The sequence below is a fragment of the Sphingobium jiangsuense genome (assembly GCF_014196495.1).
Taxonomy (GTDB): Bacteria; Pseudomonadota; Alphaproteobacteria; order Sphingomonadales; family Sphingomonadaceae; genus Sphingobium; species Sphingobium jiangsuense.
On sequence record NZ_JACIDT010000005.1, the window covers coordinates 121,529 to 148,253 of the forward strand.

Annotated in this window: 21 protein-coding genes; 11 read left to right on the forward strand and 10 right to left on the reverse strand. The window is 67.8% G+C overall.

Annotated elements, in window-relative coordinates; genetic code table 11:
* Positions 1-226 precede the first annotated feature (226 nt).
* The 8 genes from GGR43_RS08785 to GGR43_RS08820 form a co-directional block, all read right to left on the reverse strand.
* On the reverse strand, positions 227-1,327 hold the full coding sequence (locus tag GGR43_RS08785) for a sigma-54 interaction domain-containing protein (protein ID WP_246343441.1): 1,101 nt from the start codon (positions 1,325-1,327) through the stop codon (positions 227-229).
* A 152-nt stretch (positions 1,328-1,479) separates the two neighbouring features.
* A complete protein-coding gene (locus tag GGR43_RS08790; RefSeq protein WP_188071606.1) occupies positions 1,480-3,327 on the reverse strand; it encodes an ABC transporter ATP-binding protein in 1,848 nt (615 codons plus the stop codon).
* 2 nt (positions 3,328-3,329) lie between these two features.
* The gene (locus GGR43_RS08795) at positions 3,330-5,123 is read right to left on the reverse strand and encodes an ABC transporter ATP-binding protein (protein ID WP_188071607.1); all 1,794 of its coding nucleotides are present in this window, start codon (positions 5,121-5,123) and stop codon (positions 3,330-3,332) included.
* Positions 5,120-6,175 (reverse strand): ABC transporter substrate-binding protein, encoded by a 1,056-nt coding sequence (locus GGR43_RS08800; protein WP_188071608.1) that lies wholly within the window; start codon positions 6,173-6,175, stop codon positions 5,120-5,122. Before GGR43_RS08800 ends, GGR43_RS08795 begins: the two co-directional genes overlap by 4 nt.
* 41 nt (positions 6,176-6,216) lie before the next feature.
* A complete protein-coding gene (locus GGR43_RS08805; protein WP_188071609.1) occupies positions 6,217-7,575 on the reverse strand; it encodes an LLM class flavin-dependent oxidoreductase in 1,359 nt (452 codons plus the stop codon).
* Between the two features lie 74 nt (positions 7,576-7,649).
* Complete coding sequence (locus GGR43_RS08810) at positions 7,650-8,399, reverse strand: class II aldolase/adducin family protein (protein WP_188071610.1); 750 nt, start codon at positions 8,397-8,399, stop codon at positions 7,650-7,652.
* 12 nt (positions 8,400-8,411) lie between these two features.
* Complete coding sequence (locus tag GGR43_RS08815) at positions 8,412-9,503, reverse strand: ABC transporter substrate-binding protein (protein WP_188071611.1); 1,092 nt, start codon at positions 9,501-9,503, stop codon at positions 8,412-8,414.
* A 117-nt stretch (positions 9,504-9,620) separates the two neighbouring features.
* Positions 9,621-10,685, reverse strand: a complete 1,065-nt coding sequence (locus GGR43_RS08820; RefSeq protein WP_188071612.1) for an ABC transporter substrate-binding protein — start codon at positions 10,683-10,685, stop codon at positions 9,621-9,623.
* A gap of 329 nt (positions 10,686-11,014) precedes the next feature.
* Between GGR43_RS08820 and GGR43_RS08825 the strand changes: the two genes are divergently transcribed.
* The 6 genes from GGR43_RS08825 (at position 11,015) to GGR43_RS08850 (ending at position 16,853) form a co-directional block, all read left to right on the forward strand.
* Entirely contained in the window at positions 11,015-12,169 is a 1,155-nt protein-coding gene (locus GGR43_RS08825; RefSeq protein ID WP_284277636.1) for an ABC transporter substrate-binding protein, read from the forward strand.
* Positions 12,169-12,954, forward strand: a complete 786-nt coding sequence (locus GGR43_RS08830; RefSeq protein ID WP_188071613.1) for an ABC transporter permease — start codon at positions 12,169-12,171, stop codon at positions 12,952-12,954. Before GGR43_RS08825 ends, GGR43_RS08830 begins: the two co-directional genes overlap by 1 nt.
* Complete coding sequence (locus GGR43_RS08835) at positions 12,951-13,727, forward strand: ABC transporter permease (protein ID WP_188071614.1); 777 nt, start codon at positions 12,951-12,953, stop codon at positions 13,725-13,727. The genes GGR43_RS08830 and GGR43_RS08835 overlap by 4 nt, the downstream gene beginning before the upstream one ends.
* Before the next feature lie 13 nt (positions 13,728-13,740).
* Entirely contained in the window at positions 13,741-14,616 is an 876-nt protein-coding gene (locus GGR43_RS08840) for an ABC transporter ATP-binding protein (protein WP_188071615.1), read from the forward strand.
* Between the two features lie 103 nt (positions 14,617-14,719).
* Positions 14,720-15,682, forward strand: coding sequence for an LLM class flavin-dependent oxidoreductase (locus GGR43_RS08845; protein WP_188071616.1), 963 nt, complete (start codon positions 14,720-14,722; stop codon positions 15,680-15,682).
* 13 nt (positions 15,683-15,695) lie between these two features.
* Positions 15,696-16,853 carry an LLM class flavin-dependent oxidoreductase gene (locus tag GGR43_RS08850; RefSeq protein WP_188071617.1) on the forward strand — a complete coding sequence of 386 codons (1,158 nt, stop codon included), beginning with the start codon at positions 15,696-15,698 and terminating at the stop codon, positions 16,851-16,853.
* 277 nt (positions 16,854-17,130) lie between these two features.
* On the opposite strand, the gene GGR43_RS08855 is transcribed toward GGR43_RS08850, so the two are convergent.
* Both GGR43_RS08855 and GGR43_RS08860 read right to left on the reverse strand, forming a co-directional pair.
* The gene (locus tag GGR43_RS08855) at positions 17,131-19,467 is read right to left on the reverse strand and encodes a TonB-dependent receptor (protein WP_246343442.1); all 2,337 of its coding nucleotides are present in this window, start codon (positions 19,465-19,467) and stop codon (positions 17,131-17,133) included.
* Between the two features lie 515 nt (positions 19,468-19,982).
* Entirely contained in the window at positions 19,983-20,129 is a 147-nt protein-coding gene (locus tag GGR43_RS08860; RefSeq protein WP_188071619.1) for a hypothetical protein, read from the reverse strand.
* A 29-nt stretch (positions 20,130-20,158) separates the two neighbouring features.
* Here GGR43_RS08860 and GGR43_RS08865 point away from each other — a divergent pair, with 29 nt between their 5' ends.
* The 5 genes from GGR43_RS08865 (at position 20,159) to GGR43_RS08885 (ending at position 26,723) form a co-directional block, all read left to right on the forward strand.
* A complete protein-coding gene (locus tag GGR43_RS08865) occupies positions 20,159-20,938 on the forward strand; it encodes a FecR family protein (protein WP_188071620.1) in 780 nt (259 codons plus the stop codon).
* 84 nt (positions 20,939-21,022) lie between these two features.
* Positions 21,023-21,718 carry a GntR family transcriptional regulator gene (locus tag GGR43_RS08870; protein ID WP_188071621.1) on the forward strand — a complete coding sequence of 232 codons (696 nt, stop codon included), beginning with the start codon at positions 21,023-21,025 and terminating at the stop codon, positions 21,716-21,718.
* Between the two features lie 125 nt (positions 21,719-21,843).
* The gene (locus GGR43_RS08875; protein ID WP_188071622.1) at positions 21,844-22,437 is read left to right on the forward strand and encodes an RNA polymerase sigma factor; all 594 of its coding nucleotides are present in this window, start codon (positions 21,844-21,846) and stop codon (positions 22,435-22,437) included.
* Positions 22,415-23,479: a FecR family protein gene (locus tag GGR43_RS08880; protein WP_188071623.1), complete on the forward strand. Its 1,065-nt coding sequence runs from the start codon at positions 22,415-22,417 to the stop codon at positions 23,477-23,479. Before GGR43_RS08875 ends, GGR43_RS08880 begins: the two co-directional genes overlap by 23 nt.
* Positions 23,480-23,597: 118 nt before the next feature.
* Complete coding sequence (locus GGR43_RS08885) at positions 23,598-26,723, forward strand: TonB-dependent receptor (RefSeq protein ID WP_188071624.1); 3,126 nt, start codon at positions 23,598-23,600, stop codon at positions 26,721-26,723.
* Positions 26,724-26,725 lie beyond the last annotated feature (2 nt).

Consider the following 26,725-nt stretch of genomic DNA (forward strand, 5'->3'; position numbering starts at 1 on the left):
ACGCATTGACGTGCGGAGTTGCGCAAGCGCATGAAACAATGGCTCGACGGCGCTGGCGCGCATTGCCTTGACGCGGAGATGTCCGCCCGGAAGGAGGGATGATGGTGGCCTGCACCGCTGCCGTCAGGACAGAACGGCTGATGTATCTGGATGATCCGTGGACGCCGGCCGCCCGCTTCATCGACTGGCAGACCATGCCGCTTTTCGCGCGCCGTTGGCGTGGTGCTCAGAGCATCCCGAAATTCTTGAGATAGGTGCGCAGCACGTTGCGGGTAATGCCCAGCGCGGCCGCGGTGCGGATCTGGTTGCCGTTGTGACGCTGATAGGCCAGCCGTACCAGATGCTCCACCGTCCGGTCGAGCAGGGCGTCATGCCCCTCCGCCAGCAGGCGGTTCATGACGGCGGCCAGCTCTTCCTCCAGACCGGGCGCGCCTGCTGCTTCCCCCGGCCCGTCGCCCCGGCCGACGGACGCTGCCGCAAGGCCGCCGCCGGTCAGGCCGAGCGGCCCCAGCGCCAGATCGGCAGGCTCGATCAGGCCGTCATGGCAGGTCAGGGTCGCGCGGTGGATCGCGTTTTCCAGCTCGCGGATATTGCCCGGCCAGCCATAGGCGAACAGCGCCTCTTCGGCCGCCGGGCTCAGGTCCAGCCGGGCCGCCGACATGCGCGAGCCGTAGAGTTCGAGGAAATGACGGGCGAGCGGCAATATGTCCGCCCGGCGTTCGCGCAGCGGCAGGATCGGGATCGGCACGACCTGAAGGCGATAGAAGAGGTCCTCGCGGAACCGGCCCGCGCTCACCGCCTTGGCCAGATCGATATTGGTCGCCGCGATCAGCCGCACATCGAGCGGGATGGGCTTGCGCGCGCCCACGCGCACCACTTCCCGTTCCTGCAACACGCGCAGCAGCTTGACCTGAAGGCCCAGCGGCAGGTCGCCGATCTCGTCGAGGAACAGGGTGCCGCCATTGGCCGCCTCGAACCAGCCCGCACGGCTTTCGGTCGCGCCGGTGAAGGCGCCCCGTTCATGGCCGAACAGCTCCGCCTCGATCATCGTTTCGGAAAAGGCGCCGCAATTGACCGCGACGAACGGCCCCTTCGACCGGTCGCTCAGCGCATGCACATAGCGCGCCACCAGTTCCTTGCCCGTGCCCGTTTCCCCGATGACGAGGACCGTCGCGTCGCTGGGCGCCGCCCGTTCGACCAGCGGCACGAGCGCGCGCGAGCGCGGGTCGGAAAAGACGAACGCGCGCGCGCGGATGGCCGGTATGGCGGTATCGTCCGGATCCAGCGACAGCACGGTCCGGGCGAGGTCCAGCGGCTTCCTTTCCATCTCTTCCCTCTTGCGCGAGACGGCCATTCTACCCTCCATGGTTCGACGGCCCGACTATGCGCCCTTTCATTGTCAATTGAAATGGTAGATTAATTGGGGCGGCAGATAATCCTGCTTGTCCGCGTCCGGCTGCGACGGGTTGTCCCGCCGCGTCAGAGGGCGGGTTGCCGCGCCTCGTCCTCGCCGGTTCCGCTCGACGAGAGATAGGCTTCGTAGAGCGCGGCATAGTGGCCGCCCCGCGCCATCAGCGCGTCATGGGCACCGATCTCCACGATGCCGCCGTCGCGGATGACCGCGATCCTGTCCGCCTGCCGGATCGTCGCGAGGCGGTGGGCGATCACCACCGAGGTGCGCCCTTCGCACACCACGCGCAGCGCCTCCTGAATGCGCCGCTCCGTGCTGACGTCGACGGCGGAGGTCGCCTCGTCCAGCACCAGCACCGCCGGGTCGGCAAGATAGGCGCGCACCAGGCAGACGAGCTGCCGCTGCCCCTGGCTCAGCTGCGCGCCCAGCGCGCCGACCTGCGAGTGATAGCCGTGCGGCAGCGCCTCCAACACCTCATGCGCGCCGATGACGCGGGCGGCGGCGATCAGCTCTTCGTCGCTCGCCTCGGGCCTTGCGAGGCGGAGATTGTCGAGCACCGTGCCGCCGAACAGCACATTGTCCTGCAACACCACGCCCACCTGCCGCCGCAGGCTGGCCTCGGAAATGGCGCGGATGTCGTGGCCGTCGATCAGCACCGCGCCCGAATCCACATCATAGAAACGCGTCAGCAGCTGCACCAGCGTGCTCTTGCCGTGGCCGGTGGGGCCGACGATCGCCAGCACCTCGCCCGGCGCGATGGTGAGGTCGAGGCCGTGGATGACCGGCTTGCCGGGCAGATAGCCGAAGCGCACGTCGCGAAACTCTATCTCGCCGCGCAACCGGGGCAGGGCCACCGCATCGGGGCGGTCGCGAATGTCCGGCTCGGTATCGAGCAGCAGGAAGATCCGCTGCGCGCAGGCGGTGCCGTTGGCGAAGCGCTCGAACAGGTCGCTGAACTCCTGCAACGGCGCGAGGAACAGGAACACGTAGAACAGGCTCTGCGCCAGCTCGCCCAGCGTCAGCGTGCCGAGCGCGATGCCGCGCCCGCCGATCAGCAGGATGAGCGCGATGCCGGCGGTGGTCAGCAGGCCGGTGAACGGCGCGAACCAGCCCGACCGCGCCGTCCCCCGGATCAGCGAGGTGTTGAAATCGTCGAGCAGCCCCTTGTAGCGCGCCAGATTCTCCTTTTCGCGCCCGGCCTGCTTGATCAGCCGCACGGCGGCCACCGTCTCCACCAGATGCGCGGTGAAGCGGCTGCGGTTTTCCGCCACCCTGGCCCAGCTGCGCTGCGCGATCCGCTTGAAGAGAATGGTCGCGACGATCAGCACCGGCACGATGGCCGCCAGCCCCAGCAGCAGCGCGGGCGCGAGCAGCCAGAGCAGCAGGCCCGACAGGCACAGGCGCAGCACCGCCGAAAGGAATTCCGGCGGCCCCTGGATCAGCAGCGGCTCCAGCATGTCCACGTCGCGGTCGGCGCGGGCGATGATGCGCCCGGCGCGGGTGCGGTCGAAATAGCCGACGCTGAGCGTCTGGACATGGGCGAAGACGCGCGCGCGCAGGTCGTTGAGCAGGCGGATCGCCGCGACGCCCGCGAAATAGTGCGACAGACCGCCGAGCGCGAAGCGCCCGCCCCATGTCGCCGCCAGCCCGATACAGGCCCAGAGGATCAGCGGCAGGTCGATCCCGCCCTGCGCATGGCGCAGCCCCCGGTCGATGACGAGGCCGATCAGCAGCGGCCGGGCGAAGATCACCAGCACCTGCACGATCTCGATGGAAACTACCGCCGCGATCTGCGCGCGGATCGGCGCGACCAGCGGCAGCAGGCGGCCGACCATGCCCCGGTTCAGCGCCTTCTTCGCCAGCTTTTCCTCAAGCTCTATGTCGGAAAGGGCCGTATCCCCCCGGAATGCGTTCATCGTCAGATACCCATAAGCGCGCGATAGGCGGGATTGGTCGCGGCGAGCGTGGCATGGGTGCCCTCGGCCACGATCTGCCCGGCGGACAGCACCAGCACCCGGTCGGCGGCGAGCGTGGTGGACAGGCGGCTCGACACGATCAGCATGGTCAGCGGCCGCGCGCTTTCGCGGCGCAGGCGGCGGATATTGTCGATCGCGCGCCGCTCCGTCGCGGCGTCGAGCGCGCTGGTCGCGTCGTCCAGCACCAGGATGTCGGCATCGGCCAGCAGCGCGCGGGCTAGGCAGATGCGCTGGCGCTGGCCGCCGGACAGGGTCACGCCCCGGTCGCCCATCCGCGTGTCGAGGCCGTCGCTCAGCCGGGCCAGCACTTCCCCGGCGGCGGCCATGTCCAGCGCGCGCTCCAGCTCGGCGTCGCTCGCGTCCGGCGCGGCGAGGCGCAGATTGGCGGCGAGGCTGTCGGAAAAGAGGAAGCTTTCCTGCGGCAGCACATGCACTTGCCGCCGCAGCTGGCTGAGGTTGAGATCGCGCACGTCGTGCCAGCCCGCCGCGTCCGAGCCGATTTCCAGCCTGCCCTTGTCCACATCGACGAGGCGCGGCAGCAGCGCGGTGAGGATGCTCTTGCCCGATCCGGTCGCGCCGACCAGCGCGACGACCTCTCCCGGCTGGACGGTCAGGCCGATGTCGTGCAGCACCGCCGCGCCGTCGCCCAGCGGGGAGGCGGAGACATGGGACAGGCGAAAGCCCAGCGGCCCTTCCGGCGGCACTTTTCCGCCGGAGACGATGGCCGGTTCGGCGTCCAGCACCTCCCAGATGCGCGCGGCCGAGGCGCGGGCGTCGGCGATGACCTGCAACAGCCGCCCTATGCCCTCGATGCGCAGCACCAGCGTATTGACCACCAGCAGCGCGGCGACGAGCGCGCCCAGCGTCAGCTCGCCCCGGCCGACCATCCAAGCGCCGAAGCCCAGCACCCAGGCATGGCCGAGCGCGATGATCGTCTGCGGCAGCGGAACCCGCCGCGACGCATGGACGATGGCCGCGCGCGCCTCGCGCCGGAAGACGTCGACATGGTGGCGGAAGCGCCGCGTGCGCGCGTCGCCCAGCGCGAACGCCTTGATCACGCGCACGCCGTTCACCCCTTCGGACAGGTCCTGCGTCACCGCGTCATAGGCGTCGCCGATGCGGCGGTCGAGCGCGACCAGCGCGTCCGCCTCCGCGCTCAACAACGCGATGCCGAGCAGCAGCAGCGCGAGCGGAACCGCCGCCAGCCAGGGCGAATAGAAGAACAGCAGGCCCAGCGAGATGAGGACGATCAGGCCGGTTTCGAAGATCTGCCGCCAGAAGTTGATGAGCGCGTCGCGCACCTTGTCGGCGTCGCGCGTCATCCGCGTCACCATCTCGCCTACGCCGTGCCGCCAGTGATAGGCGAGGTCGAGCCGCTGCACCTGCACCAATATGCGCTCGCGCAATATCGTCAGCAATTGCTGGCCGATGGCGAGGGACAGCAGCCCCGCGCCATATTGCACCACCGCCCGCGCCAGCGACAGCGCGAGCAGGATGCCGATCCAGAACCAGACGCGGCCATAATCCAGCCCGCCCGCCGCCTCGACGGTGACGAGCTTGCCCGCCTGCGCCTCCTGCACCGCATGGCCGACCAGCACCTGCTGCCCGACCAGCGCGATATTGACGCCCGCCAGCATCAGCGCGGTCGCCGTGAACCGCCACGGCATCTCGCCATAGATGGCGAGACAGCGGAGCAGCGGGCTGCCGCGCAGCGGGGGGAGGCGCGCCTGCGTCATGCCGCGACGAGCGCGCGCGCCGCCTCCAGCGGGCGGGCGTCGATCCACTCGCCGATGTCGACGCGCTGCGGGATGAAGCCCCGGCGGTGGAGGAAATCGGCGAAATCCTGAATGCCCACGACCGACGCTTCGGAAAGGTCGGTGCGCAGCCGCGTCTGCGCATCCTCGCCATAGGCGACGCTGACCCAATATTCGCTGCTGTTGGTTTCGCGGGCGAGATAGCGGCGCACCTCTGACGGGTGATCCTGCGCCCAGCTTTCCGCGCGCAACACCTGCTCGACGATGGTGACGGCGGCGTCGAAATGATGGTCGAGCAGATGCCCGTCCACCGCCAGCGTGCGCGGCGTGCCGTTGTTCGCGCGGACGAGAGGGTCGGGATGCGCGCCGGTGTCGATCACCGTGGTGAGGCCGAATTGATGCGCCGCCTGCGCGCCGTGCACGCCCTTGAGGAAGATCGCGTCCACCTCGCCGCGCAGCAGCGCGATGAGTTCGAGGTTATTGGCGCGCGCCCGGCTGGTGGTGCGGCCCTGCCAGCTCAGCGTGCCGCCGATATTCACCGCCTGCCCTTCGCTGTAATGCGTCTCTATGTCCTGATCGACCAGCTCCACGTCGGACACCTCCAGTCCTTCGAGCCGCAGCGCGTTTTCCAGCCCGCGCAGCGCCTGCGCCCGGCTGAAGTCGATCTCGACGCTCTTCCAGTTGGGCAGGCCGAAGCGGCGGCCCTTGAGGTCGCGCACGCTGGCGATGCCGGACTCCGGGCGGGCGAGGATGAGCTGCGTCTCGTCCGCCCAGGACAGGCCGATCACCCGCGTGTCGCGCCCGCGCGCCCTGGCGCTGATCGCCGGGATGTTGCCGCCATGGCGCACCGAATTGCGCACCGTGTGGGAGAAATGGGATTCGCGTTTCGAAAAATCGTCGGATTCGAGCAACGAGGACAGCTTCGTGCCCTGCCGCCGAAAGGCTTCCTCCAGCCAGCCCTGCTGGATGGCGATGCCAAGGCCGGTGGGAACGGGGCAGCGTGTGTACCAGAGGGTGTCGAGCGGTTCGGACATGGTGATCTCCTCGGCAAGGAAAGGGATGGGGCAGGCCGCTTCTAAAGCGCGGCTTCTTCGAGCGGCTGCGGCGTGGTCCGCCGCCGGTTGGGGTTGGCGGGACGCGGCAGGCGTAGATGGTCGCGCAGCGTCGTGCCTTCATAGTCGGTGCGGAAGATCCCGCGCCGTTGCAGTTCCGGCACCACCTGATCGACGAAATCGGTCAGCGATCCGGGCAGCAGCGGCGGGATGAGGTTGAAGCCGTCGGCGGCGTCGCGCTCGAACCAGTCCTGTATCTGGTCGGCGACATCGACCGCCGTGCCCAGCACCACCCGATGCCCGCGCACCGCGTTGAAGCGCAGGAAGAGCTGGCGGATGGTAAGGTTCTCCCGCCGCGCCAGCGCCGTCAGTTGACGCCAGCGGCCCTTGCCGTTTTCCGGCTCCGGCAGGTCGGGCAGCGGGCCGTCGAGCGGATAGCCGCTGACGTCCTGCCCCATCAGGTTGAGGTCGCCGGAAAAATCGACCGCTTCCTCCAGCGCGCCGAACCGGTCCTGCGCCTCCTGAAGGCTGGAGCCGATGGTGTAGGACAGGCCCGGCATCACCTTGAGCGTGTCGGGATCGCGCCCATGGGCGGCGGCGCGCGCCTTCACGTCGGCATAGAAGGCCTGCGCATCCTCGATGAATTGCGCGGCTGCGTAGATCATCTCGGCATGGCGCGCGGCGAAATCGCGCCCGACCTCCGAATTGCCCGCCTGCGCGAACACCGGATAGCCCTGGATCGGGCGCGGCATGTCGAGCACCGAATCGAGGTGATAATAGGGCCCGTCATGGTGGACGGGGTGCACCGCGCCGGCATCGAGATAGATGCCGTTCGCGCGATCGGCGCGGTCGAACGCATCGTCCTCCCAGCTGTCCCACAGCGCCTTGGCCAGCGCGACGAACTCGTCGGCGCGGGCATAGCGTTCCTTATGGGTGAGCGGTTGATCGACGCCGAAGCTGCGCGCGGCGCCGTCGGCCAGCGAGGACACGATGTTCCAGCCGATCCGCCCGCCGCTGATATGATCGAGCGAGGCGAAGCGGCGGGCGAGCGCATAGGGCTGCTCGAAATTGGTGTTCACCGTGGCGACGAGGCCGATATGGCTGGTGATGCCGGCCAATGCGGCCGTCACCGTCAGCGGCTCGAAATCGAGAAAGGCGTGGCGCCGGTCGATGCCCCTGGTGCTGTCGCCGCTTTGCCCGACGAAGTCCGCGAAGAAGGCTGCGTCGAGCTTGCCACGCTCGGCGGTGCGGACCAGATCGGCCCAATAGCGGAAATCGGGAAGGCCGGTGTCGGCGGACTGCGGCTGGCGCCACGCGCCGGGATGGTGGCCGTGGCGGGTCAGGAAAACGGCAAGGGCAAGCTGGCGCTTCGTCGTCGTCATCGAGGATCGCTCCGTGGAACAGGCCATGGGATGCCGGGCGGGCCGCCGGGAAGGTCCGGCGCCCGCCCCGGCAATTATTCCGCGGCCTCGGCGGCGGCGGTTTCGGGCAAGTGGATGGTGCCGTCATCGTCCACGCGGGCATTGGGCGGCACCAGCTTGCCCATCTTCCACTGCTGCTCCAGCACGCCGGGGCCGAAGGGCTTCGACCCGCCCAGCGCGGCGGCGAGCACCTGGAAGCGCGCGCCTTCCTCCAGCAGGACGATGGTGTTGACGAGGTCGCGCAGCCCCTTCCAGCTCCAGATGGTCGCGCCGCCGTTCGCCTCGACGATGCCGGGCACCTCGCGGTCGGCCTCGATCGCGTCGAGGATGAAGTCCGGCTCCGGCTGGCGGCGGTTGATGTAGACCGGCAGCTGCGCGGTGAAGCGGAAGCGGCGGTTGGGCACATAGAGCAGGGGCAGTTCCGAATGCGCCTGCGAGTAGGCGCCCAGATGCGGCGTATGTACATGGCTGATCGCGCGGAAATCGGGATATTTGCGGAACAGCTTCAGATAGCGCGCCTCGCCGCCCGCCTGCTCGCCCCAATAGAGGCGGCCGTCGAAATCGAGGACGCTGGTGCGCGGCTGGTCGGGGTCGTCCTCCCACAGCCCGGCATAGCTGAGCGTGACGATCTTGTCCTCGCCCGGAATGCGCAGCGCGAAGCCCAGCGTGCCGCTGGCCGAGATGGTGTGGGTTTCGCGCAGCAGGCGGAACGCCTTGCGGGCGTCCTTTTCGGCATTGGCGACGAACTGGATGGCGTCCTTGGAAAGACCGGGGATATCAGTCATGGCAATTCCCTTTCAGGCTGGAACGGTGGAGGATTGGGCCGTCTGCGCATTGAGCGCGCGGGCGGCTTCTAGCGGGCGGGGATCGATCCAGTCCGCCAGATCGAAATCGGCATCGAGGAAGCCGTGGGTGAACAGGAATTTCTTCTGCTGGTCGAACAGCGCCAGCCGTTCGGCGTCGAGCGTGGGGTGCAGCCCCTCGTGCAGATGGGCATAGGCGCGATCGACCGCATCCGCGCTGCCCTCGGTTTCATATTCCAGTATCTCGCGCAGGCGGTTGGGCTGCCGCGCCACCCAGTCCGCTGCGCGCAGCGTGACGGCGAGGAAGCGGACCAGCAGGTCGAAATGATCGTCGATCAGGCTTTGATGGACGGTGATCGGGCGCGGCGTGCCGTTGTTGACGCGGAAGCGCCGGTCGGGAAGGGCGTCGAGGTCGATCGCAACGACAAGGCCGTTTTCCCGCGCCTGATCGAGCGCGGCGGCCCCCTTCACATAGATGGCGTCGACAGCGCCATTGACCAGCGCCTCGATCGGCCACAGCCGCCCGACGCCGCTGCGCTGCTTCTCCCCGCGCGGCAGCAGATCGCGGCCCGAACCGCCGATATTGCGCAGGCGGTCCTCGGTCTCCACCAACTCGACATCGTCGAAGGTCAGCCCGGCCGAGGCCAGCGCGCCCTTGTACCCGGCGAGCGCCATGCCGCGCGCGATGCTGGTGCCGCGCACATGGCTGGGGATGTCGTTATGGCTCCAGCCCGGCAGCGCCAGCCGCTTGCCCTTGAGATCGGCGGCGGACCCTATCCCGCTGTCGGGACGGGCGAGGATGAGCTGGCTTTCCTCGATCCAGGTCAGCCCGACCAGCCTGGTCGGCTCCCCTTGCGCGCGGGCGGCGATGGCGAGCATGTTGCCGCCTTCGCGGATCAGCGTGGGCAGGCGATGGTCGTAATGATGGCGGCCCAGTTCCGAGCCGGATTCCTGCAAGGTGCGCAGCGCGATGCCGTCGCCCTCGAACGCCTCGGTCAGCCAGCCCAGCTTGTAGGCGATGCCCGTCGCGGTCGGCACCGGACAGCGGGTGAACCAGATTTCATCAGGGCGGGTGGGTGAGGCCATGCCATCTTCTCCATCGGGATTGTTCGCGGGAGAAAGGATCGCAAGAGCCATGCCAGAATGAAAAAGCCCGCATATGCGGGCCTTCCGAATGGAGCGGAGCGAGAGGGTGCGCGATATTCAGCAGGAATGCTGTTGCGAATTCACCGCATCGGCCCGCCGCTTCATCACCGCGTCGAGAGGTTCGCGGCAGATCCAGCGGTCGATGTCGACGGGCGCCTCCAGAAATCCGTGCACCCACAGGAAGCCGGCCTGCACGCGCAGCATCTCTATCCGGTCCTCGGACAGGTCGGGGTGGAGGGAGCGGCGGAAATTGTTGCGATAGGCCGCGTCCACGCCCTCTATGCCGGACAGCGTCTCATGCGCGATGATCGGCTTCAGCTCCACCGGGTTGAGCGCCGCCCAGTCCGCCGCGCGCAGGCTCTGTTCCAGAAAGCATTCCACGAGATCGCGATGCTCGTCCAGCATGTGCTGGTGCACGGTGATCGGGCGCGGCGTGCCGTTGTTGATCCGCGCGAGGCGGCTGGGATAGGCGTCGAGATCGATCGCCACCGCCAGCCCCAGGCGCGACGCCGCCTCCGCCGCCGCGCTTCCCTTGACATAGACCGCGTCCACCCGGCCGGCGGCCAGCCATTCGAGGCCCAGCCACAGGCGGCGCATGCCTTCCCGGCTCGGTTGCTCGCGCGGGGGTGCGGGCACCTCGACCAGATCGATATCCTCCAGCGTCAGCCCGCCCAGCGCCAGCGCGCTCTGTATGCCGTGCAGCGACATGCCGCGCGCGATGCTTTCGCCCCGGCTGCGTGCATAGCCGGGCAGGCCGAAGCGCAGGCCCTTGAGGTCGCGCGGGTCCAGCACCTGCATGTCGGGGCGCACCATGATCGCCTGCCGTTCGTCGATCCAGGCCAGCCCGATCACCCGCGTGGGTATGCCGAGCGCGCGCCCGGCCAGCGCCTGGATGTTGCCGCCCTCGCGGAACAGATGGCGGTCGCGTTCCTCCGGGTCATGCTCGACGAGGTTGAGGCCGTCCTCGATCACCCGCTTCACCCCGATGCCGTTGCGGCCGAAGGCTTCGTCCATCCAGCCCAGCCGATAGGCGACGCCGGAGGCGGCGGGCACCGGGCAGCGCATCATCCAGATATTTTCGAGCCGGGGCGGCCGCCCGATCCCCCCACCATGTCCCGGCATCTCGTCGCTCCTTGATCGTCCTGCCCATCCTTGCGCCATGGAAAGACGCCGTCCGACAGGGAGATTATGTCCTTGCGCCGGCAGAGCAAGGGCCATGCCAGAAGAGGTGCGCGCCGCATGCCCGCAGTCCGCGGTCGCATCCCGGCCCCGAAGCGTTTCATTTTGAACAGTCGCGCCGCCGCGCTGCTGAGATTTCACCAGTTTTTCCGTTTTCCCGGCGCGGGCGAGGCGCGTTTCCGGCGATCGCGCCATTTGGCACGCGACATGCAACGCCGGAAGGGATCGTTTCCAGCCTCATGCCAGACAGGCGACAGATACGGAGCCGGACAGTGACAGTTGAGTATTCCCTTCCTCCCCGGATCAGCATCGCGGCGCGCTGGCGCCGGGCCGTCGCGCTCGTCATGTCGCTGGTCGCGGGCGCCGCGCTTTCCGCCTGCAATCCGGCCGGGGAGGACGGTCAGACCGGCCCGGCGCGGAGCGTCACCATCGCCTCCATCGCCTATCCCTACAAGGGCGAGCAGGTGTTCAACGGCCTGACCGGCGTGGTCATCCAGCAGGGCTGGCTGAAGGAGCAGCTGGCGCAGAAGGGCGTCGCGCTGAACTTCACGCCGGTGCCCACGGCGGTCGGCGGGCCGCTGATCAACGAGGGCTTTTCCGGCAAGCGCATCGATTTCGCCGCCTATGGCGATTTCCCCGCGATCATCGCGGTGGCGGGCGGCGTGCCGCTGCGCATCGTCGCGCCGGTCGGGCAGGGGCAGGAGGTCTATCTGGTGGTCCGCAAGGGGCTGACGGCGCGGGGCATTGCCGACCTCAAGGGCAAGAAGATCGCGCTGCATCGCGGCCGTCCGTGGGAATTGCCCTTTTCCAAGCTGCTCGACGCCAACGGCCTGAAGCTGGGCGATTTCAGGATCGTCAACATCAACCCGTCCGCCACCCCGGCCGCGCTCGAATCGGGCAGCGTGGATGCGGCAGTGCTGCTGTCCGACGGGCTGCTGGTCGAACAGCGCGGGATCGGCCGCGTGATCTGGTCGACCAAGGAGGCCCCCGCCGACTGGAAGATGCGCGCCGAGCTGTTCGCGCGGAAAGGCTTCGTCGATGAGAATCCCGAACTGACGCAGCTGGTCGTGGAGGCGTTCGTCCGTGCCGCCGCCTGGTCGTCGGACGAGGACAACCGCGCCGAGGTCGTCCGCAATGCGGCGCGCGGCGCGCTGCCGGAAGAGATCGTCGACAAGGATTACGCCCATTCCGGCATACCGTGGAAGGAGCGCTTCTCGCCGCTGTTCAGCCCGGCGGTGCGCACCCATTATCACTCCGTCGCCGACTATGCGTTCGATCGCGGCCTGATCCGCTCTAAAGTGGATGCCGACGCCCTGCTCGACGACCGCTTCGTGAAGCAGGCGCTGCGCGACCTGAAGCTGGAGGGTTTCTGGGCGGGGCAATCCGCAACCGCCGCCGCGCCCGCGCAGGCGGGGGGCAAGAGCTGATGGCGAGCCGTCCCCTTTCCACGCCGGCGGGCGCGGGCAGGCGCTTTTCGCCGGGGGTGATGCTGCCGCCGCTCGCGCTTCTCGCGCTGTGGCAGGCGGCCTGCCTCACCGGGCTTTTCCCCGCGCAGGTGCTGGTGCCGCCGAGCGAGGTCGCCCGCTCGCTCGCCGCGATGACCGCATCGGGCGAATTGCAGGCGCATATCGGCGACAGCCTCTGGCGGCTGCTGATCGGCTTTGCCATCGGCGCCGTGGCGGGCCTTGCCTTCGGTTCGCTCATCGCCCTGTCCCGCCTTGCCGAAACGGCGCTGTCCCCGCTGTTCCTGACCTTGTGGCAGGTGCCGGTGATCGCCTTCGTGCCGATGATGGTGCTGTTCCTCGGCATCGACGAGCCGTTCAAGATCGCGGTGGTGGCCATCGCCGCCTTCTTCCCGGTGGCGCTCGCCACCTTCGACGGCATACGCGGCGTGCCCAGGGCATGGTTCGAGGTCGCGCGCGTCTATCGCACGCGCCTGCCCGATCTGGTCCGGCGCATATTGCTGCCCGCGACGGTGCCCGCGGTGCTGACCGGCCTGCGCGTCGCGCTGACCCGCGCCTGGGTCGTGCTGATCGCGGCCGAGCTGCTCGCCGCCGACAGCGGTATCGGCCAGATGATGGAAATGGGCCGCCAGCTCTTCCGGATCGACGTGGTGCTGGCGGGCGTGGTGGTCAGCGGGCTGATCGGCTTCCTGCTCGACCGGGGCGCCCGCGCCATCGAGCGTCGCGCCACCCGGTGGAGGACCGCATGACCGGCCTGCTTTCCCTTTCCCGCGCGCCGGTGCGGTTCGCCATCGGCCTCGCCGCGCCTGTGCTGCTGCTGCTCTGGTGGCAATGGCAGGCCACGGCCCATATTTCCACCTTCGCCCCGCCGGGCGCGGTCGGGCAGGCGGCCGCCGCGCTGATCCGCGACGGCACCTTGCTGAACGACATGCTCGCCACGCTGGGCCGGGCCTTTGGCGGCCTCTTCATCGGCGCGCCGCTGGGCGTGGCGACCGGGGTGGCGATGGGCATATGGCGGCCGCTCGACCGGCTGCTCGGCCCGCTGCTTCACGGGCTGCGGCAGGTGCCGATGATCGGCTGGCTGCCGCTGATCGGCCTCTGGTTCGGCGTCGGCGAGGGCACGGAGCTGATCGTCGTCAGCATGTCCGCCTTCTTCCCGGCGATGCTCAACAGCCATGCGGGCGTCGCGCAGGTGGAGAGGCGCTATGAGGAGGTCGGCCGCATCTACGGCTTCGGCACGGTGCAGCGCATCCGCTTCATCCTGCTGCCCGCCGCCATGCCGCTGGTGCTGACCGGCCTCACCCAGTCGCTCGCCTTCGCGTGGATCGCGACGATCGGCACCGAGATACTGACGGGCGCGGGCAGCGGCCTCGGCGTCACCATGCAGCTCGCCCAGACGCAGCAGCGGCTCGACATCATGCTGGTGACGATCGCCGCCACCGCCCTGCTGGGTTTCGTCATCAACCATCTCTTCCTGCGCCTGCGCCGCCGGCTGCTGCGCTGGCAACCCTCTTCGCTGTAACTGGAGCATCCGCATGAGCGCCGATACACGCCCCGCCCGACCCGGACAGGACCATCCCGGCCAGAACCATCCCGGCAAGGAACGCGGCGCGCTGTCCATCGCCGGGCTGAACAAGAGCTTCGTGATCGGCGGGCGGCCCCGCCGCGTGCTGGAGGACATCAACCTGACCGTGCGGCCGGGGGAATTCGTCAGCATCGTCGGCGCGTCGGGCTGCGGCAAATCGACGCTGCTGCGCCTGATCGTCGGCCTCGACGCCGACTATGCCGGGGATGTCCGGCTCGACGGGCAGCGCATCTCCACCACCAGCCTCGACCGCGGCATTGTGTTCCAGGACCACCGGCTGTTCCCGTGGATGACGCTGGAGCAGAATATCGAGCTGGCGCTGCTCAACACTGACACGCCGAAGGAGCGCCGGGCGCAGATCGTCGCCGATCATATCGCGCTGGTGAACCTCAAGGGCTTCGAGAAGGCGTATCCGCATCAGCTTTCGGGCGGTATGGCGCAACGCGCGGCGATCGCCCGCGCGCTGGTGACGGAGCCCAAGCTGCTGCTGCTCGACGAGCCGCTGGGTGCGCTCGACGCGCTGACCCGCGTGCATGTGCAGAACGAGATCCAGCGCATCTGGATGACGCAGCGCTCGACCATGGTGATGGTGACGCATGATGTGGAGGAGGCGCTCTATCTCGGCGACCGGGTGGTGGTGATGTCGCCCAATCCCGGCCGTATCCGCCGCATCGTGGAGGTCGATCTGCCGCATCCGCGCGACCGGCGCTCGCCGCTGCTGCACCGGCTGAAGGACGAGATACTCGCCGAACTGACATCGGGCGCGGGGCAGGGGGAGGAGGAGCCGACCAACCTCGTCCATCTGCCCAACCGGGAAGAGCGCTGACGGGCGGCCCGCCCGCCCGCGATACCCGACCGCGAACGCGCGGCGGCGACGATCCTGCCGGGGAAACCGTGAAACCTGTCTTCATTCAGCAAAGGAATGCAGCATGACCATCAGCAGCTATTGGCAGATCGACACCGCCGCCGAGCCGCGACGGGCGGAGCCTTCGCTCCGGCCCCGGCTCCCCGCGCTCGTGCGGGACCGGCGGCGACCGTCGCAGAACCGTTTCGATTATTATGCACAACTCGCGCAGGCCGCCGCGCAGACCGGCTTCGACGGCGTGTTCCTGCCCTACCGGCGGGACGCGGACGAAAGCCGCATCGTCGCGGCGGTCGTAGCCCGCGCCGCGCCGCGCATCGTCGTGGTGCCGGAATTCCCGGCCTCGGTCGGCTCGGCCGTCTATGCCGCCAAGCAGGCGACCACCTTCCAGCGCTCCACCGGGGGACGCTTCGGCTGGGCCATCGCCCCCGATGCGGACGCCGCCACCCGCGCGGCTGAGGGGGACGATATCGGCGACGATGCGCTCCATGAGCGGACCGACGAATTCCTGACCGTCGCGCGCGGCGTGCACGACCGGCGCCCCTTCACCTTCGCGGGCAGGCATTTCGAGGTGAAGGACGGCGGCTTTGACGCGCCGCTCAACCGCCTGCCCTTCCCGAAGCTGTTCCTTCAGGGCGAGGATGAGAAAGCGCTGGCCCTTTCCGCCCGTCATGCCGATGTCCACCTGTTCCGTGCTGCGCCCGCCGAGCGGCTGGCGGCGGCGATCGCGTGGCTGGGCGAGCTTGCCGCGCAGGCCGGGCGCCGCGTCGCCTTTGGCCTGATCCAGCCCGTGCTGGTGCGCGAAACGGAAGAGGAAGCCCGGCAGGAGGCCGCGCGCGGCGCGGCGGGCGAGGGCGCGCTGGTCGGATCCTTCGACGGCGTGGCGGCCGATCTTACCCGGCTGGCGGATCTCGGCATCAGCCACTTCGTCCTGTCGTCCACGCCTTCGCTGGAGGAAGGCTATCGCGTCGGCCAGCATCTGCTGCCGCGCCTCCATTCGCTGACCGGCGCGCGCCGCGCCGTGGCCTGAAGGAGTATCGAGCATGAGCATCGACTTTTACTGGCGCCTGCCCACCCATGGCTGCCACAGCAGCATCCATCGCGGATCCTACGATCGGGGCGACTGGTCGCCGCCCGGCCCTCACAACATCGCGCCCGGCTTCGGCCGCGATCAGGAAGAGGACGGCTTCGCCTATATCGACCATCTGGCGGAAATCGCCAAGGCGGCGGAGAGCGTGGGCTTTCTCGGCGGCCTCATCCCGTCCTTTCCCAATACCGACGATCCCTGGGTCATCTCCCCGCTGCTGGCGCGCGAAACGAAGAGCTTTCGCTTCATGATCGCCTTTCAGCCGGGGTTCGGCAATCCGGTCCACACCGCCCGCGCCACCGCCAGCCTCCAGCGGGCGACGGGCGGGCGGACGCTGTTCAACATCATCACCGGCGGCGGCGGTCCCGCCCAGCTCTGGTGGGGCGACAGTTTCGCCCATGACGATCGCTACGGCCGCACCAGCGAATGGCTGGACGTGTTCCGGGGCGTCTGGTCCGGCGAGGGCTTCTCCTACAGGGGCCGCTTCTACCAGGTCGACGGGGCGGGCCTGCCTGCGCTGCTGCGCGAGGAGGAGTTTCCCGAACTGTGGTTTTCCGGCTCGTCCGAGGCGGCGTTGCAGGTCGCGTCGAAGCATGCGGACTATTATCTCTCCTGGCTGGAGCCGTTCGACCAGCTCACCGACAAGTTCGCCAAGGTGAAGGAGCGGACCGCCGCGCTGGGCGGGGAGCAGAAATGCGCGGTGCGCGTCGATCTGGTCGCCCGCCCGACCGAGGAAGAGGCATGGCGCGACATCCGCATCGGCTTCGAGAACGTGACCGACGCGACCCGCAACCAGTGGCGCGGGCAGGCGACGGATTCGGTCGGCGCGGCGCGTCAGGCGGCGCTGCGCCCGACCGAGGCGCGCCGTTATGAGGACCTGATCGTCGCGCCCAATCTCTGGGGTGGGTTCAACCTGCTGCGCGGCGGCCCGGCGCTGGGCATCGTCGGCAGCTATGAGCAATGTGCGGCGCGGCTCGACGAGCTGATCCAGCGCGGCGCGGACGGCTTCATCCTTGCGGGAACGCCGCATCTGGAAGAAGCCTGGCGCATCGGCGAGGAAGTGCTGCCGCTGCTCGGCCGCAACGCCTCCAGCCTGTTGCAGGCCGCCGAATAGATAGCCGCCACGGCGCGACGAGCGCAAAAAAAAAGGGGCGCGGGAAGATCGTTCCCGCGCCCCTTTTGTTTTGGGCAGTCCGGTTGGGGTGGAGAGCGGAGTTCTATTTTACCGTCACCCCAGCGCAGGCTGGGGTCGCAGGCCATGTGGCGCGCCGCCTCCTGAGATGCCAGCCTGCGCTGGCATGACGCGATAGAGATGGCAGGAATTGACCGAACCCGCCCTCCAACCCATCGCTCTGCGGGGGAGGAGCCAGTCCTCCTCCCCCGCTCATCCCTCAGAAGCGGTAGAGAGCAGACACGCCGAAGGTCTGCGGGTCGGCCCAGGCGACGGTGTCGCCCGTCACGCCCAGCGCGGCGTTCGCGCCCGGCAGCGCGTGGTTGAGATAGCGCACGTCGAACAGGTTGTTGACGAAGCCGGAAACGCTGATCTTCTCGTCCGCCGTGGTGAAGGTGGCGCGCAGGTTGGTCAGCGTATAGGGCTTCTGCGTCAGATAATAGCGGCTCACTATATCCTGCGGCGTCACATAATAATATTGCCGCGAGGTATAGCGCGCATCCGCCGCCAGTTGCAGCGTGCCCGCGCCGCCCAGCGGCAGATCGTAGGAAATGCCGCCGTTGAGCGTCACGCGCGGGGACCGCACGAAGCGCGCGCCCGCCAGATTGGCACCGCCGTTGCGCACCTGGAACCGCTTGTATTTGGCGTCCAGCAGGCCGAGCGCCAGATTGAGGTTGAGCCCGTCCACCGGCTCGGCGATCAGTTCGAACTCCGCGCCGTTCACCCGCGCCTTTTCCGCATTCTGCAGATAGGAAACGGTCGCGCCGCCCACCGCGCCCGGATTGGGGCCGACGACATTCACCTGCACATCGTCATAATCGTAGCGGAAGGCGGTCGCGTTGAAGGTCAGGCGGCCGTCGAACCATTGCGACTTGTAGCCCAGCTCATAGGCGTCGAGCTTTTCGGGCTTCACGTCGACCAGCGCCACCGGCAGGGTGGCGGCGGTATTGAAGCCGCCCGACTTCACGCCATGCGAGAATTTCACGTAGAGGAGGTTGTTGTCGTCGATCTTCCATGACGGGGTGACATCATAGGTGAAGGCGTCCCATGTCTTGGACAGATCGCCGCTGAACGTGCCCGCGCCGCCATAAGTACCGGTATAGCTGTTCCACCACTGCGCATAATTGCTCCACGAAGCCGCGGCGGCATTGGGCGCGGCGAGGCGATCGAAATCCAGCGTCTTCTTCTCCCGCGTCCAGCGCGCGCCGACCGTCAGCTTGACCGCATCGGTGACGGCGAAGGTGCCGCTGCCGAACGCCGCGCCGCTTTCCGCCTTGTGATCGAAGCTGGTCAGCGAATAGGCGGCCGCCGCCGTGCCCGCCAGCGCGGGCACGCTGCCCTGCGGCAGGGCGGCGGACCAGGCGTCCGAGCGGATTTTCTCGTTGAAATAGAACAGGCCGAGAATCCAGCTGAGCCTGTTTTCCTGCGGCGAGGTGAGGCGCAGTTCCTGCGTCCACTGGCGCGAGCGCGCCTTGGTGTAGGTGCGCGATATCTCCAGCGGCGTATAATCCGAATCCCCCGCGCCGCGCGTGCTGAACCGCTCATAGCCGGTGATCGACGTCAGCGTCAGGTCGCCGATCGTCCAGTCGAGGGTCAGCGATCCGCCCAGCTGGCGGTTGGCGCTCCATTCCGGCGCGTTGGTGCTGATGTCGTTGATGTCGGTCGACGGCGCATAGCCGCCGCGCACCACGCCATTGGCGGCATAGCTCGCGGTCGTCCAGTAGCTGCCGTCTGTGTTGTAGCGGCGGTAATGGACGCTCAGCAGCGCTTCCAGGCTGTCGGTCGGCCTGGCGAGCAGCTGCCCGCGAAAGACGCTGTCGGAAATGGCGTTGGACTTTTCACCGGTATAGAGATTGTCGAACCGGCCGTCGCGATCGTCGATGCGGAAGGAGAGGCGCGTCGCCAGCTTGTCATCGACCAGTGTCGCGCCGACGCCGCCTTCGGCGATGCGGTTGTCGTAGCTGCCATATTCCAGCTTCACATAATTGTCGCTCTGCCCGTTGAGCGAGGGACGCTTCGAGATGACGTTGATCGCGCCGCCGGTGGTGTTCTTGCCCCAGAGCGTGCCCTGCGGGCCGCGCAGCACCTCCACCCGTTCCAGATCGAACAGCGGCAGGCCGGTGGCGCTGGCGTTGCTGATATAGACCTGATCCAGATAGAAGCCGACCGGGCTGGCGAGGTCGATCTGCTGCTGGCCTGCGCCGACGCCGCGGATCCACCAGCGCGGGCGGCCGTGCTGCTGGGTGCCGGCCGACGCATTGGGCACATAGTTGAGCACCTCGTTGGCGGAACGGCCGAGGCCGCCGACCGCGAACTGCTCGCTGCCCAGCGCGGTGACGGCGGTGGGCACGTCCTGAAGGCGTTCCTCGCGGTGCTGGGCGGTGACGACGATGGCGGACCGCTCCGCATCGGCGGCGGCGCTATCAGGCGCGCTGACGGCCGCGTCGGCATCGGCCTCCGCCGCCAGCGCGGGGCTGGTGGCGGCGGCCAGAACCAGCGCGAGCGCGCTCGCCCCGGTCAGGGTGAAGGCGGAAAGGGTAAGGCGATTGTTGGACAAGGATTTTCCCCCGGCTTGTGTCTGCATGCGGCGCCGGTTGCGCCGCTCTCCGGAGGGAGGCACAGCAAAGGCTGTGCCATCTTTTGCAAATCCTTGTTTTACATGGGTTTATCGAAAAACTGCCGCCGTGCCGCTGGTGCGAACACAACATTCCGAAAAGCCGCGCTGTTGGTTCTGCAACACTGTCGGGGATGGGCCGTTCGGCGTGGTTATCGGTGGCCGGACGCTTTGCGGCCGTTCTTCTCGGCCGTCGACCCGGTTTCGGCAGGCCAATAGCCCAGGACCGGATCGGTTCCGCCTGTACTCTCCGATCCCCGCCATATCGCTCGCCCCGTCCTTCAGGCAGACGCGTCACCGGCGCGCGACATGGGGCAGGTCCGGCGACAGGCTGTCCGATCCCGTGTCATTGAACATGCCTCCCCTTTCCGCAGCAGCGGTTTCGATTCCCGGCCATGATCTTTTTCTGCCCCGAAGAGCTGCTTTTCTTCGTCAGGATTGCGCCTGAAGCTTTCTGACTATGACAGATATGTCATTCTGGCAAGGCTGTCTATAGGGCCACGGCGCAGCTTGTCGCCCTTGCGCAAAGGCGCGGTAAACGGCAAGGCGGTGGCCGGGCCGACCTTCTTGCCGATGACGGAAAAACCTATGTCCAGAAATGACATTCCTGTCTCTCCGCTGCGGGGGAAAGCGCATGGCTAGGGTGTCCATGCCGGAAAGCCGGTGGAAGGCGGTGCTGCTCGCGGTTGCCGTCCTTGCCCTTGCCGGCATGGCGTTGGCGTGGGTCACCGCCCTGTCGCCCTTCCGTTCGTCCCCCGCGCCCGCCGTGCCCGCGCTCGCCACCCGGATCGGCGAGGTGCGGCAGGTCGCGCTGGCGGACGGTTCCCAGCTCATATTGGATACTGACACGCGCGTCCTCACCGCCTTCACTCGGGAGCAGCGGTGGATTGAATTAGAAAAAGGCCGCGTCCGGGTCGTCGTCGCCAGGGACAAGATACGCCCCTTCATCGTCCGGGTGGGGGGCCGCGAGATCGTGACGGCGGGCGTCATGTTCGATGTGAGCCACAGGGACGGCATCGACATTCATATGCTTCACGGCAGCGTGGAAATCCGCGATGCGAGTCATAGGAAGGGGTCGGAGAAGCTGGAGCTTCAGACCGGCGAGCGGCTCGTGATCCCGGCGGCGGCGAACGCGGCGCCGACAAGATCGCGGGCGCCGGACGCGGACCGGCAATGGGTCGATGAGATTCAGGGCTTCAAGGATGTTCCCGTCCGCGACATCATCGACCGGGCCAATGCCTATGGCACGGAGAAGATCGAACTGGCCGACCCCGCGACGGGACACCGGCGGATCAGCGGGCAGATCAATATCCGTAGCCCCGCCGCGGCGGCGGAAGCGATCGCCGGGCATCTCGGCCTGGCGGTCGACCGCTCCCGCCCCGGCCGCATCGTCATCGGCCCGGCGGGGCGCTGATCTTCCCTGACGGGGCCGTTCCTGCGCGGCTCGCTTTCCAACGCCGCGCTTGCCTGCGATACGTCTTTGGCGCAATAGATTGGCATGCCCAAGCCGCCCGCAGCGATACAGACCGGACAAGCCGCTCCGCGCAGCCAGACCAGCGCCACCTATGCGCGGATAAAGGCGGATATCCTCGCCGGAAAGATCAGCCCCGGCAAGAAGCTGAAGATCAAGGATATCGCCGCCGAGCTGGAAGTCAGCCCCGGCGCGGTGCGGGAGGCGCTCAGCCGCCTCGTGCCCGAAGGCTTCGTCGTGTCGCAGGACCAGCGCGGGTTCACCGTGGCGCCGATTTCCATCGACGATCTGCTCGACCTCACCCGCCTGCGCTGCGACATCGAGGAGATCGCGCTGCGCCGCTCGACCGTGGAGGGAGACGCCTCATGGGAAGCCGCGATCATCGCCAATCTGCATCGCCTGCTGCATACCCCACGGGTGGTTGACGGCCGGCCCAATGCCGACTGGTTGCTCGCCCATGAACTTTTCCACCGCGCGCTGGTCAACGGTGCGGCCAGCCCAAGGTTCATCGCGCTCAATACGCAGCTCTACCAGCAGCTGGAACGCTATCGCCTGCTGGGCTGGAACGCCGATCGCCAGCGGGACGTGGATGTGGAGCATCGGGCGCTGGCCGATGCGGCGCTGGCCCGTGATGCCGACCGGCTCGTCGCGCTGGCGCGCAAGCATTTCGAGCGCACGGCCGAGCTGATCGTGGAAGCGACGCAAGCAGACGCGGCGTCCTGACCGCGCCGATCCTTCGCGGCAAGTCGCCGCCGTCATCAACCCGTCACATGCATCCTCTTTGAAGCGCCATCTGCCGTCGCCGATTCGAGGCGCGGCATCCATGGGACGATGGGCGGCGGGATCAGATGGGCGATCAGTGCGACACCGTTGCGGCCTGGATAGCGCGCGAGATCGTGCCGCATGAGGCCGCCATCCGCCGCTGGCTGGCGCGCCGCTGGGGCCATGCCGTCGATGTGGAGGATGTGATCCAGGAGGCCTATTGCCGCCTCGCCGGGCTTGCCTCGATCGATCATATCGACAATCCGGCGGGCTATTTCCACCGCACCGCGCATGCGGCGGCGAGCGACCTGATGCGCCGCGCGGGCATAATTAATTTCACTTTGATGACCCGGATCGAATGGTCGGACGTCATGGATGGTGAGCCATTGCCCGATCAGGCGATGGAGGCGAGCCAGGAACTCGAACGGGTGCGGGGTCTGATGTCCGCCCTTCCCGATACCTGCCGCCGGGTTATCGAATTGCGGCGGGTCGAGGGCCTGTCGCGCAAGGAAACGGCCGAGCGGCTGGGCGTGAGCGAGAACGACGTGAAAAACCATCTCGTGCGCGGCCTGCAAAAGGTCATGAAAAGGATGGCGGAGCAGGACGCGCGCATGGACGGCGACGAACAGGCGGATGCCGGCAGGAAGGCGGAACGGATTGGCAAGCACCGGCCCCACTAACGGCATAGACGATCAGGCCGCGATCTGGGCGGTGGAGGCGGCTCATGGCGACATGACGCCCGAAAGCCGCGCCGATCTGGAACGCTGGCTGGCGGCGGACAGGCGGCATCGCGGCGCCTATATCCGCGCCCGCGCCTGGCTGCGCGCCGCCGAAGAGGCGGTGGTGGAGGCGCGCGCGGCTGCCGTCTCGCCTCCAGTCGCCGCCGCGCCCCTCGTTTCGGATAATGACAATGAACGGGATCATGGGGATCAGTCCCGGTCCTTTGCCGCCCCCACGCCCGCGCGCCCGCTCCGGCGCGCGCTGCCGTGCTGGGGCGGGCGGATTGTCGCGGGCGGCGGCGCGCTGGCCGCTTCGCTGGCGGTGCTGCTGGCGCTCGGCGTGCCGCTGCCATCCCTGTCCGGCGGCGGCGGCGCGGCCGAGGAGGGCGCGGGGCAGATCGTGCGGCTGCGCGACGGGTCGGTTGCCCGGCTCGGCCCCGATGCGCGCATCCAGGTCGTGCTGGCGGACGATATCCGCACCATCACCCTGCTGAGCGGCGAGGCGACCTTCGAGGTCGCGCGGGACAAGGCGCGGCCTTTCGTCGTGCGGTCGGGCGACGTCTATGCGCAGGCGACGGGCACCGTCTATTCGGTCGGCCGCGTCGGCGACACCGGCGGCACGGTGAAGGTGCTGGAAGGCAGCGTGCTGGTATGGCCGCGCGACGAGCGCGATCAGGCGGTGCGGCTGGCGGCGGGCGGCACGGTCACGCTCGATCCGGGGCCGGAGCCCGCGCCCGCCCCCGACGCGCCGCCCGTCCGCCGCCTGTCCCCGCCCGACATGGCGCGCATATCGCTCGACAATGTGCCGATCGCCCAGGCGGCGCAGCGGTTCAACCGGGTCAACAGCACGAAGATCGTCATCGCCGACCCCGCGATCGGCGAAATCAGGATCATCGGCCATTACAAGTCCAACGATCCGGAACAGTTCGCCAGGGCCGCCGCAATGATATCGGGCGGACAGGTGCGGCATGTCGACGGTGATATAGTAATATTCATGAAATAATGATGTAATGGAATATTAATATTCGGAAAGTTGATCCAAAGCAGGAACTGCCCCGTCGATAGGTTCGGAAGTTCGGAAACGAACATCGAACAGCATCAACAACAGGGGTCATCCGAAAATGCACGCTTCTTTCTTCCGTTCGGCCGTGTCGCTGGCCGTGGTCGCGGTGGCGATCTGCCAGCCCGCCGCCGCTTTCGCGCAAAAGCGCGGCTTCGCCGTTCCGGCCCAGTCCGCATCGGCCGGCATTCGCGAGTTCGCGCGGCAGGCGGGCATCCAGATCACGCTGGCCGGGCGCGACGGGGACGGGCGCTCCACCAATGCGGTGCGCGGCGATCTGGACGTGCGCGAGGCGCTGGACCGGCTGCTGGCGGGCACCGGCCTGCTGGTGCGGTCGTTCGACGGGCAGGTGGCGATGCTCGCCGCCGATGCCGCGCCGGTGGCGGAGGCCGAACCGGCGGGCGGCGAGGGCGCCATCACCGTCACCGGATCGCGCATCGCGCGGCCGGAGCTGGAAAGCGCGATGCCGATCGGCGTCGTCGACATGGAGGTCGCGCGCAAGGCGGGCAACACCTCCGCCTATGAGACGATCTTGCGCGACGTCGCGGTGGGGCCGGGCAACGGGCCCTATAACAGCGCGCCCGAAGGCCAATATGACGGCGGCATGGCGACGATCGAGCTGCGCAACATGGGGGTCAGCCGCTCGTTGACGCTGGTGGACGGCCGCCGCCGGGTATCGGGCGCGGCGTCGTCCTCGGCGGTCGACATCAACATGATCCCGACGGCGATGATCGAGCGGATCGAGATCGTCACCGGCGGCGCGGCGGCCATCTACGGCGCGGACGCGGTGACGGGCGCGGCCAACATCATCACCCGCAGGAATTTCAACGGGCTGGAAATCTCCGCCACCACCGGCACCACCGAGGCGGGCGGGGGCAGCAAGTCGCAGGTCTCCCTCGTCGCGGGCACCGGCTTTTCCGACAATCGCGGATCGATCACCATCGGCGGCACCTGGATGCGCAACAAGCCCATCTATTTCCACCAGCGCTATTCGCGCGACACCAATATCAGCTACCAGATCAACTCCGCCAGCAAGGGGCCGGACGACGGCATTCCGGATCGCACGATCCGCTACAACATGACCAACATGTATCTCCAGCCCAATGCGAACATCTATGTCGGCGGCAAGACCTATCTGCTCGCGCCCGACGGGTCGGCCTATGTCGGCCAATATGCCAATGGCTGCATTTCCGGCTGCGGCACCTCGCGCGACGGCGGCGACGGCGGCTTCCCGCAGAGCCAGTATTGGAGCGACTTCCTGATCGCGCCGATCGAGAATTATTCCGTCATCGCCCGCTTCGATTACGAGCTGTCGGACTGGCTGAGCTATTCCGCGCGGTTCGATTACGGCCGGTCGCAATATGACGCCTATCGCCGCCCCTATCGCGATGACGACCGGCTGACCTGGCTCAACGGCGCGGGCGGGGCCACCGCCTATCTCGACAACCCCTATCTGCCGGATTCCTTCCGCCAGATCATGGTCGCCGCCGGGCTGACGTCGACGGCGGTGCGCCGGTCCTATGAGAATTTCGGGCAGATGACCGATTATAGCGACCGCCAGAGCATGACGGTCGGTTCCGGTTTCAACGGCAAGCTGCCCGGCGGCTTCGAATGGGATGCCTTCTGGCAATATGGCCGCAGCACCAACGATATCCACGCGGACAATGTGCCGATCGCCTCGCGCTTCATCGCCGCGCGCGACGTCATCGCCGATCCGGTCACCGGCGACCCCGTCTGCCGCGACCCGGCCGCCCGCGCGATCGGCTGCGTGCCGTTCGACATTTTCAGCGAGGCCCCGCTGACGGCGGAGCAGCGCGAATGGATGATGGCGACGCGGCGCAAGCATCGCGAGCAGACGCAGACCATCTACGGCGGCACCATCGGCGGCAGCCCGCTGACGCTGCCGGGCGGGCCGGTGCAGATGGTGGTGGGCTTCGAGCACCGCCGCGAATCGATCCACAATATCGATGACAACGGCGCCGCCCCGCCGGACCGCGAATTGTCGCATCTGGGCGCCTGGGCCCCCTATGAGCCGGAACTGCGCGCGTCCAACCATGTGTCGGAAGCCTATGGCGAGCTGGTGGTGCCGGTGCTGCGCGACCTGCCCTTCGCCCATCGGCTGACGGTGGAGGGCGCCTATCGCTATTCCGATTACAGCGATTTCGACTCGACCAGCACCTGGAAAGTCGGCGGCAGCTGGTCGCCGATGCCGGAGGTGACGTTGCGGGCGGTTCGCTCCCGCAGCGTGCGCGTGCCCAATTTCGGCGAGCGCTATTCGGCGCGCGCGGTGCAGGAAATCGGCGTGCGCGATGCCTGCCTCGAAACCAGCTATCGCGCCAATGCGACGCGCCAGGCCAATTGCGCGCTGTTGATGCAGCAGCTGGGCGTGCCCACCCCCTATCTGCCCAGCGAGATCGGCACCGGCCGCGTCATCACCGGCGGCAGCGCGGATGTGACGCCCGAAACGTCGAACAGCCTCACGCTGGGCGCGGTGTTCCAGCCGCGCTTCCTGCCGGGGTTCGACCTGACCGTCGATTATTGGAGCATCAAGCTCGACAACATGATCGCCGCGATCGCGCAGCAGGACATCCTCAACCTGTGCATGGACCTGCCTTCCATCGACAACCAGTTCTGCGACCGGATAACCCGCGACAGCCGCGGCTATGCCGAAGGGGTCGACACCAGCTACATGAACGTGTCGGAATCCGAGGCGAAGGGCATCGACATCGGCGTGAACTATCGCAGGATGGTCGGTCCGGGTCAGCTCAGCCTGGCGTTGCGGGCGAGCTATCTGCTCAAATTCGAAACCACCACCCTGCCGGGCGTGGCGACCAGCCGCATCATCTATGACGGCGGCTATCAGAACCCGCGCCTGCGCGGCAATCTGTTCGCCAATTATCGGGTGGGGGACTGGGATATCGGCCTCAACACCCGCCTGTGGGGCAGCGCCGTCAACTACACCAATGTGTCGGACGAGGCCTATGAAGCCAATGAGTTGCCGGCCAAGCTGTATAACGACCTGAACGTCGGCTGGGCGATGAACGACAACATGACCCTGCGCGTCGGCGTCAACAACCTGTTCGACGTGCAGCCGCCCTATCGCCCGCGCACCTATTATCAGGGCGGCGGCGGCGTCTACGACGTTTATGGCCGGTATTTCTTCGGCAGCGTCAACTTCAAGTTCTGACG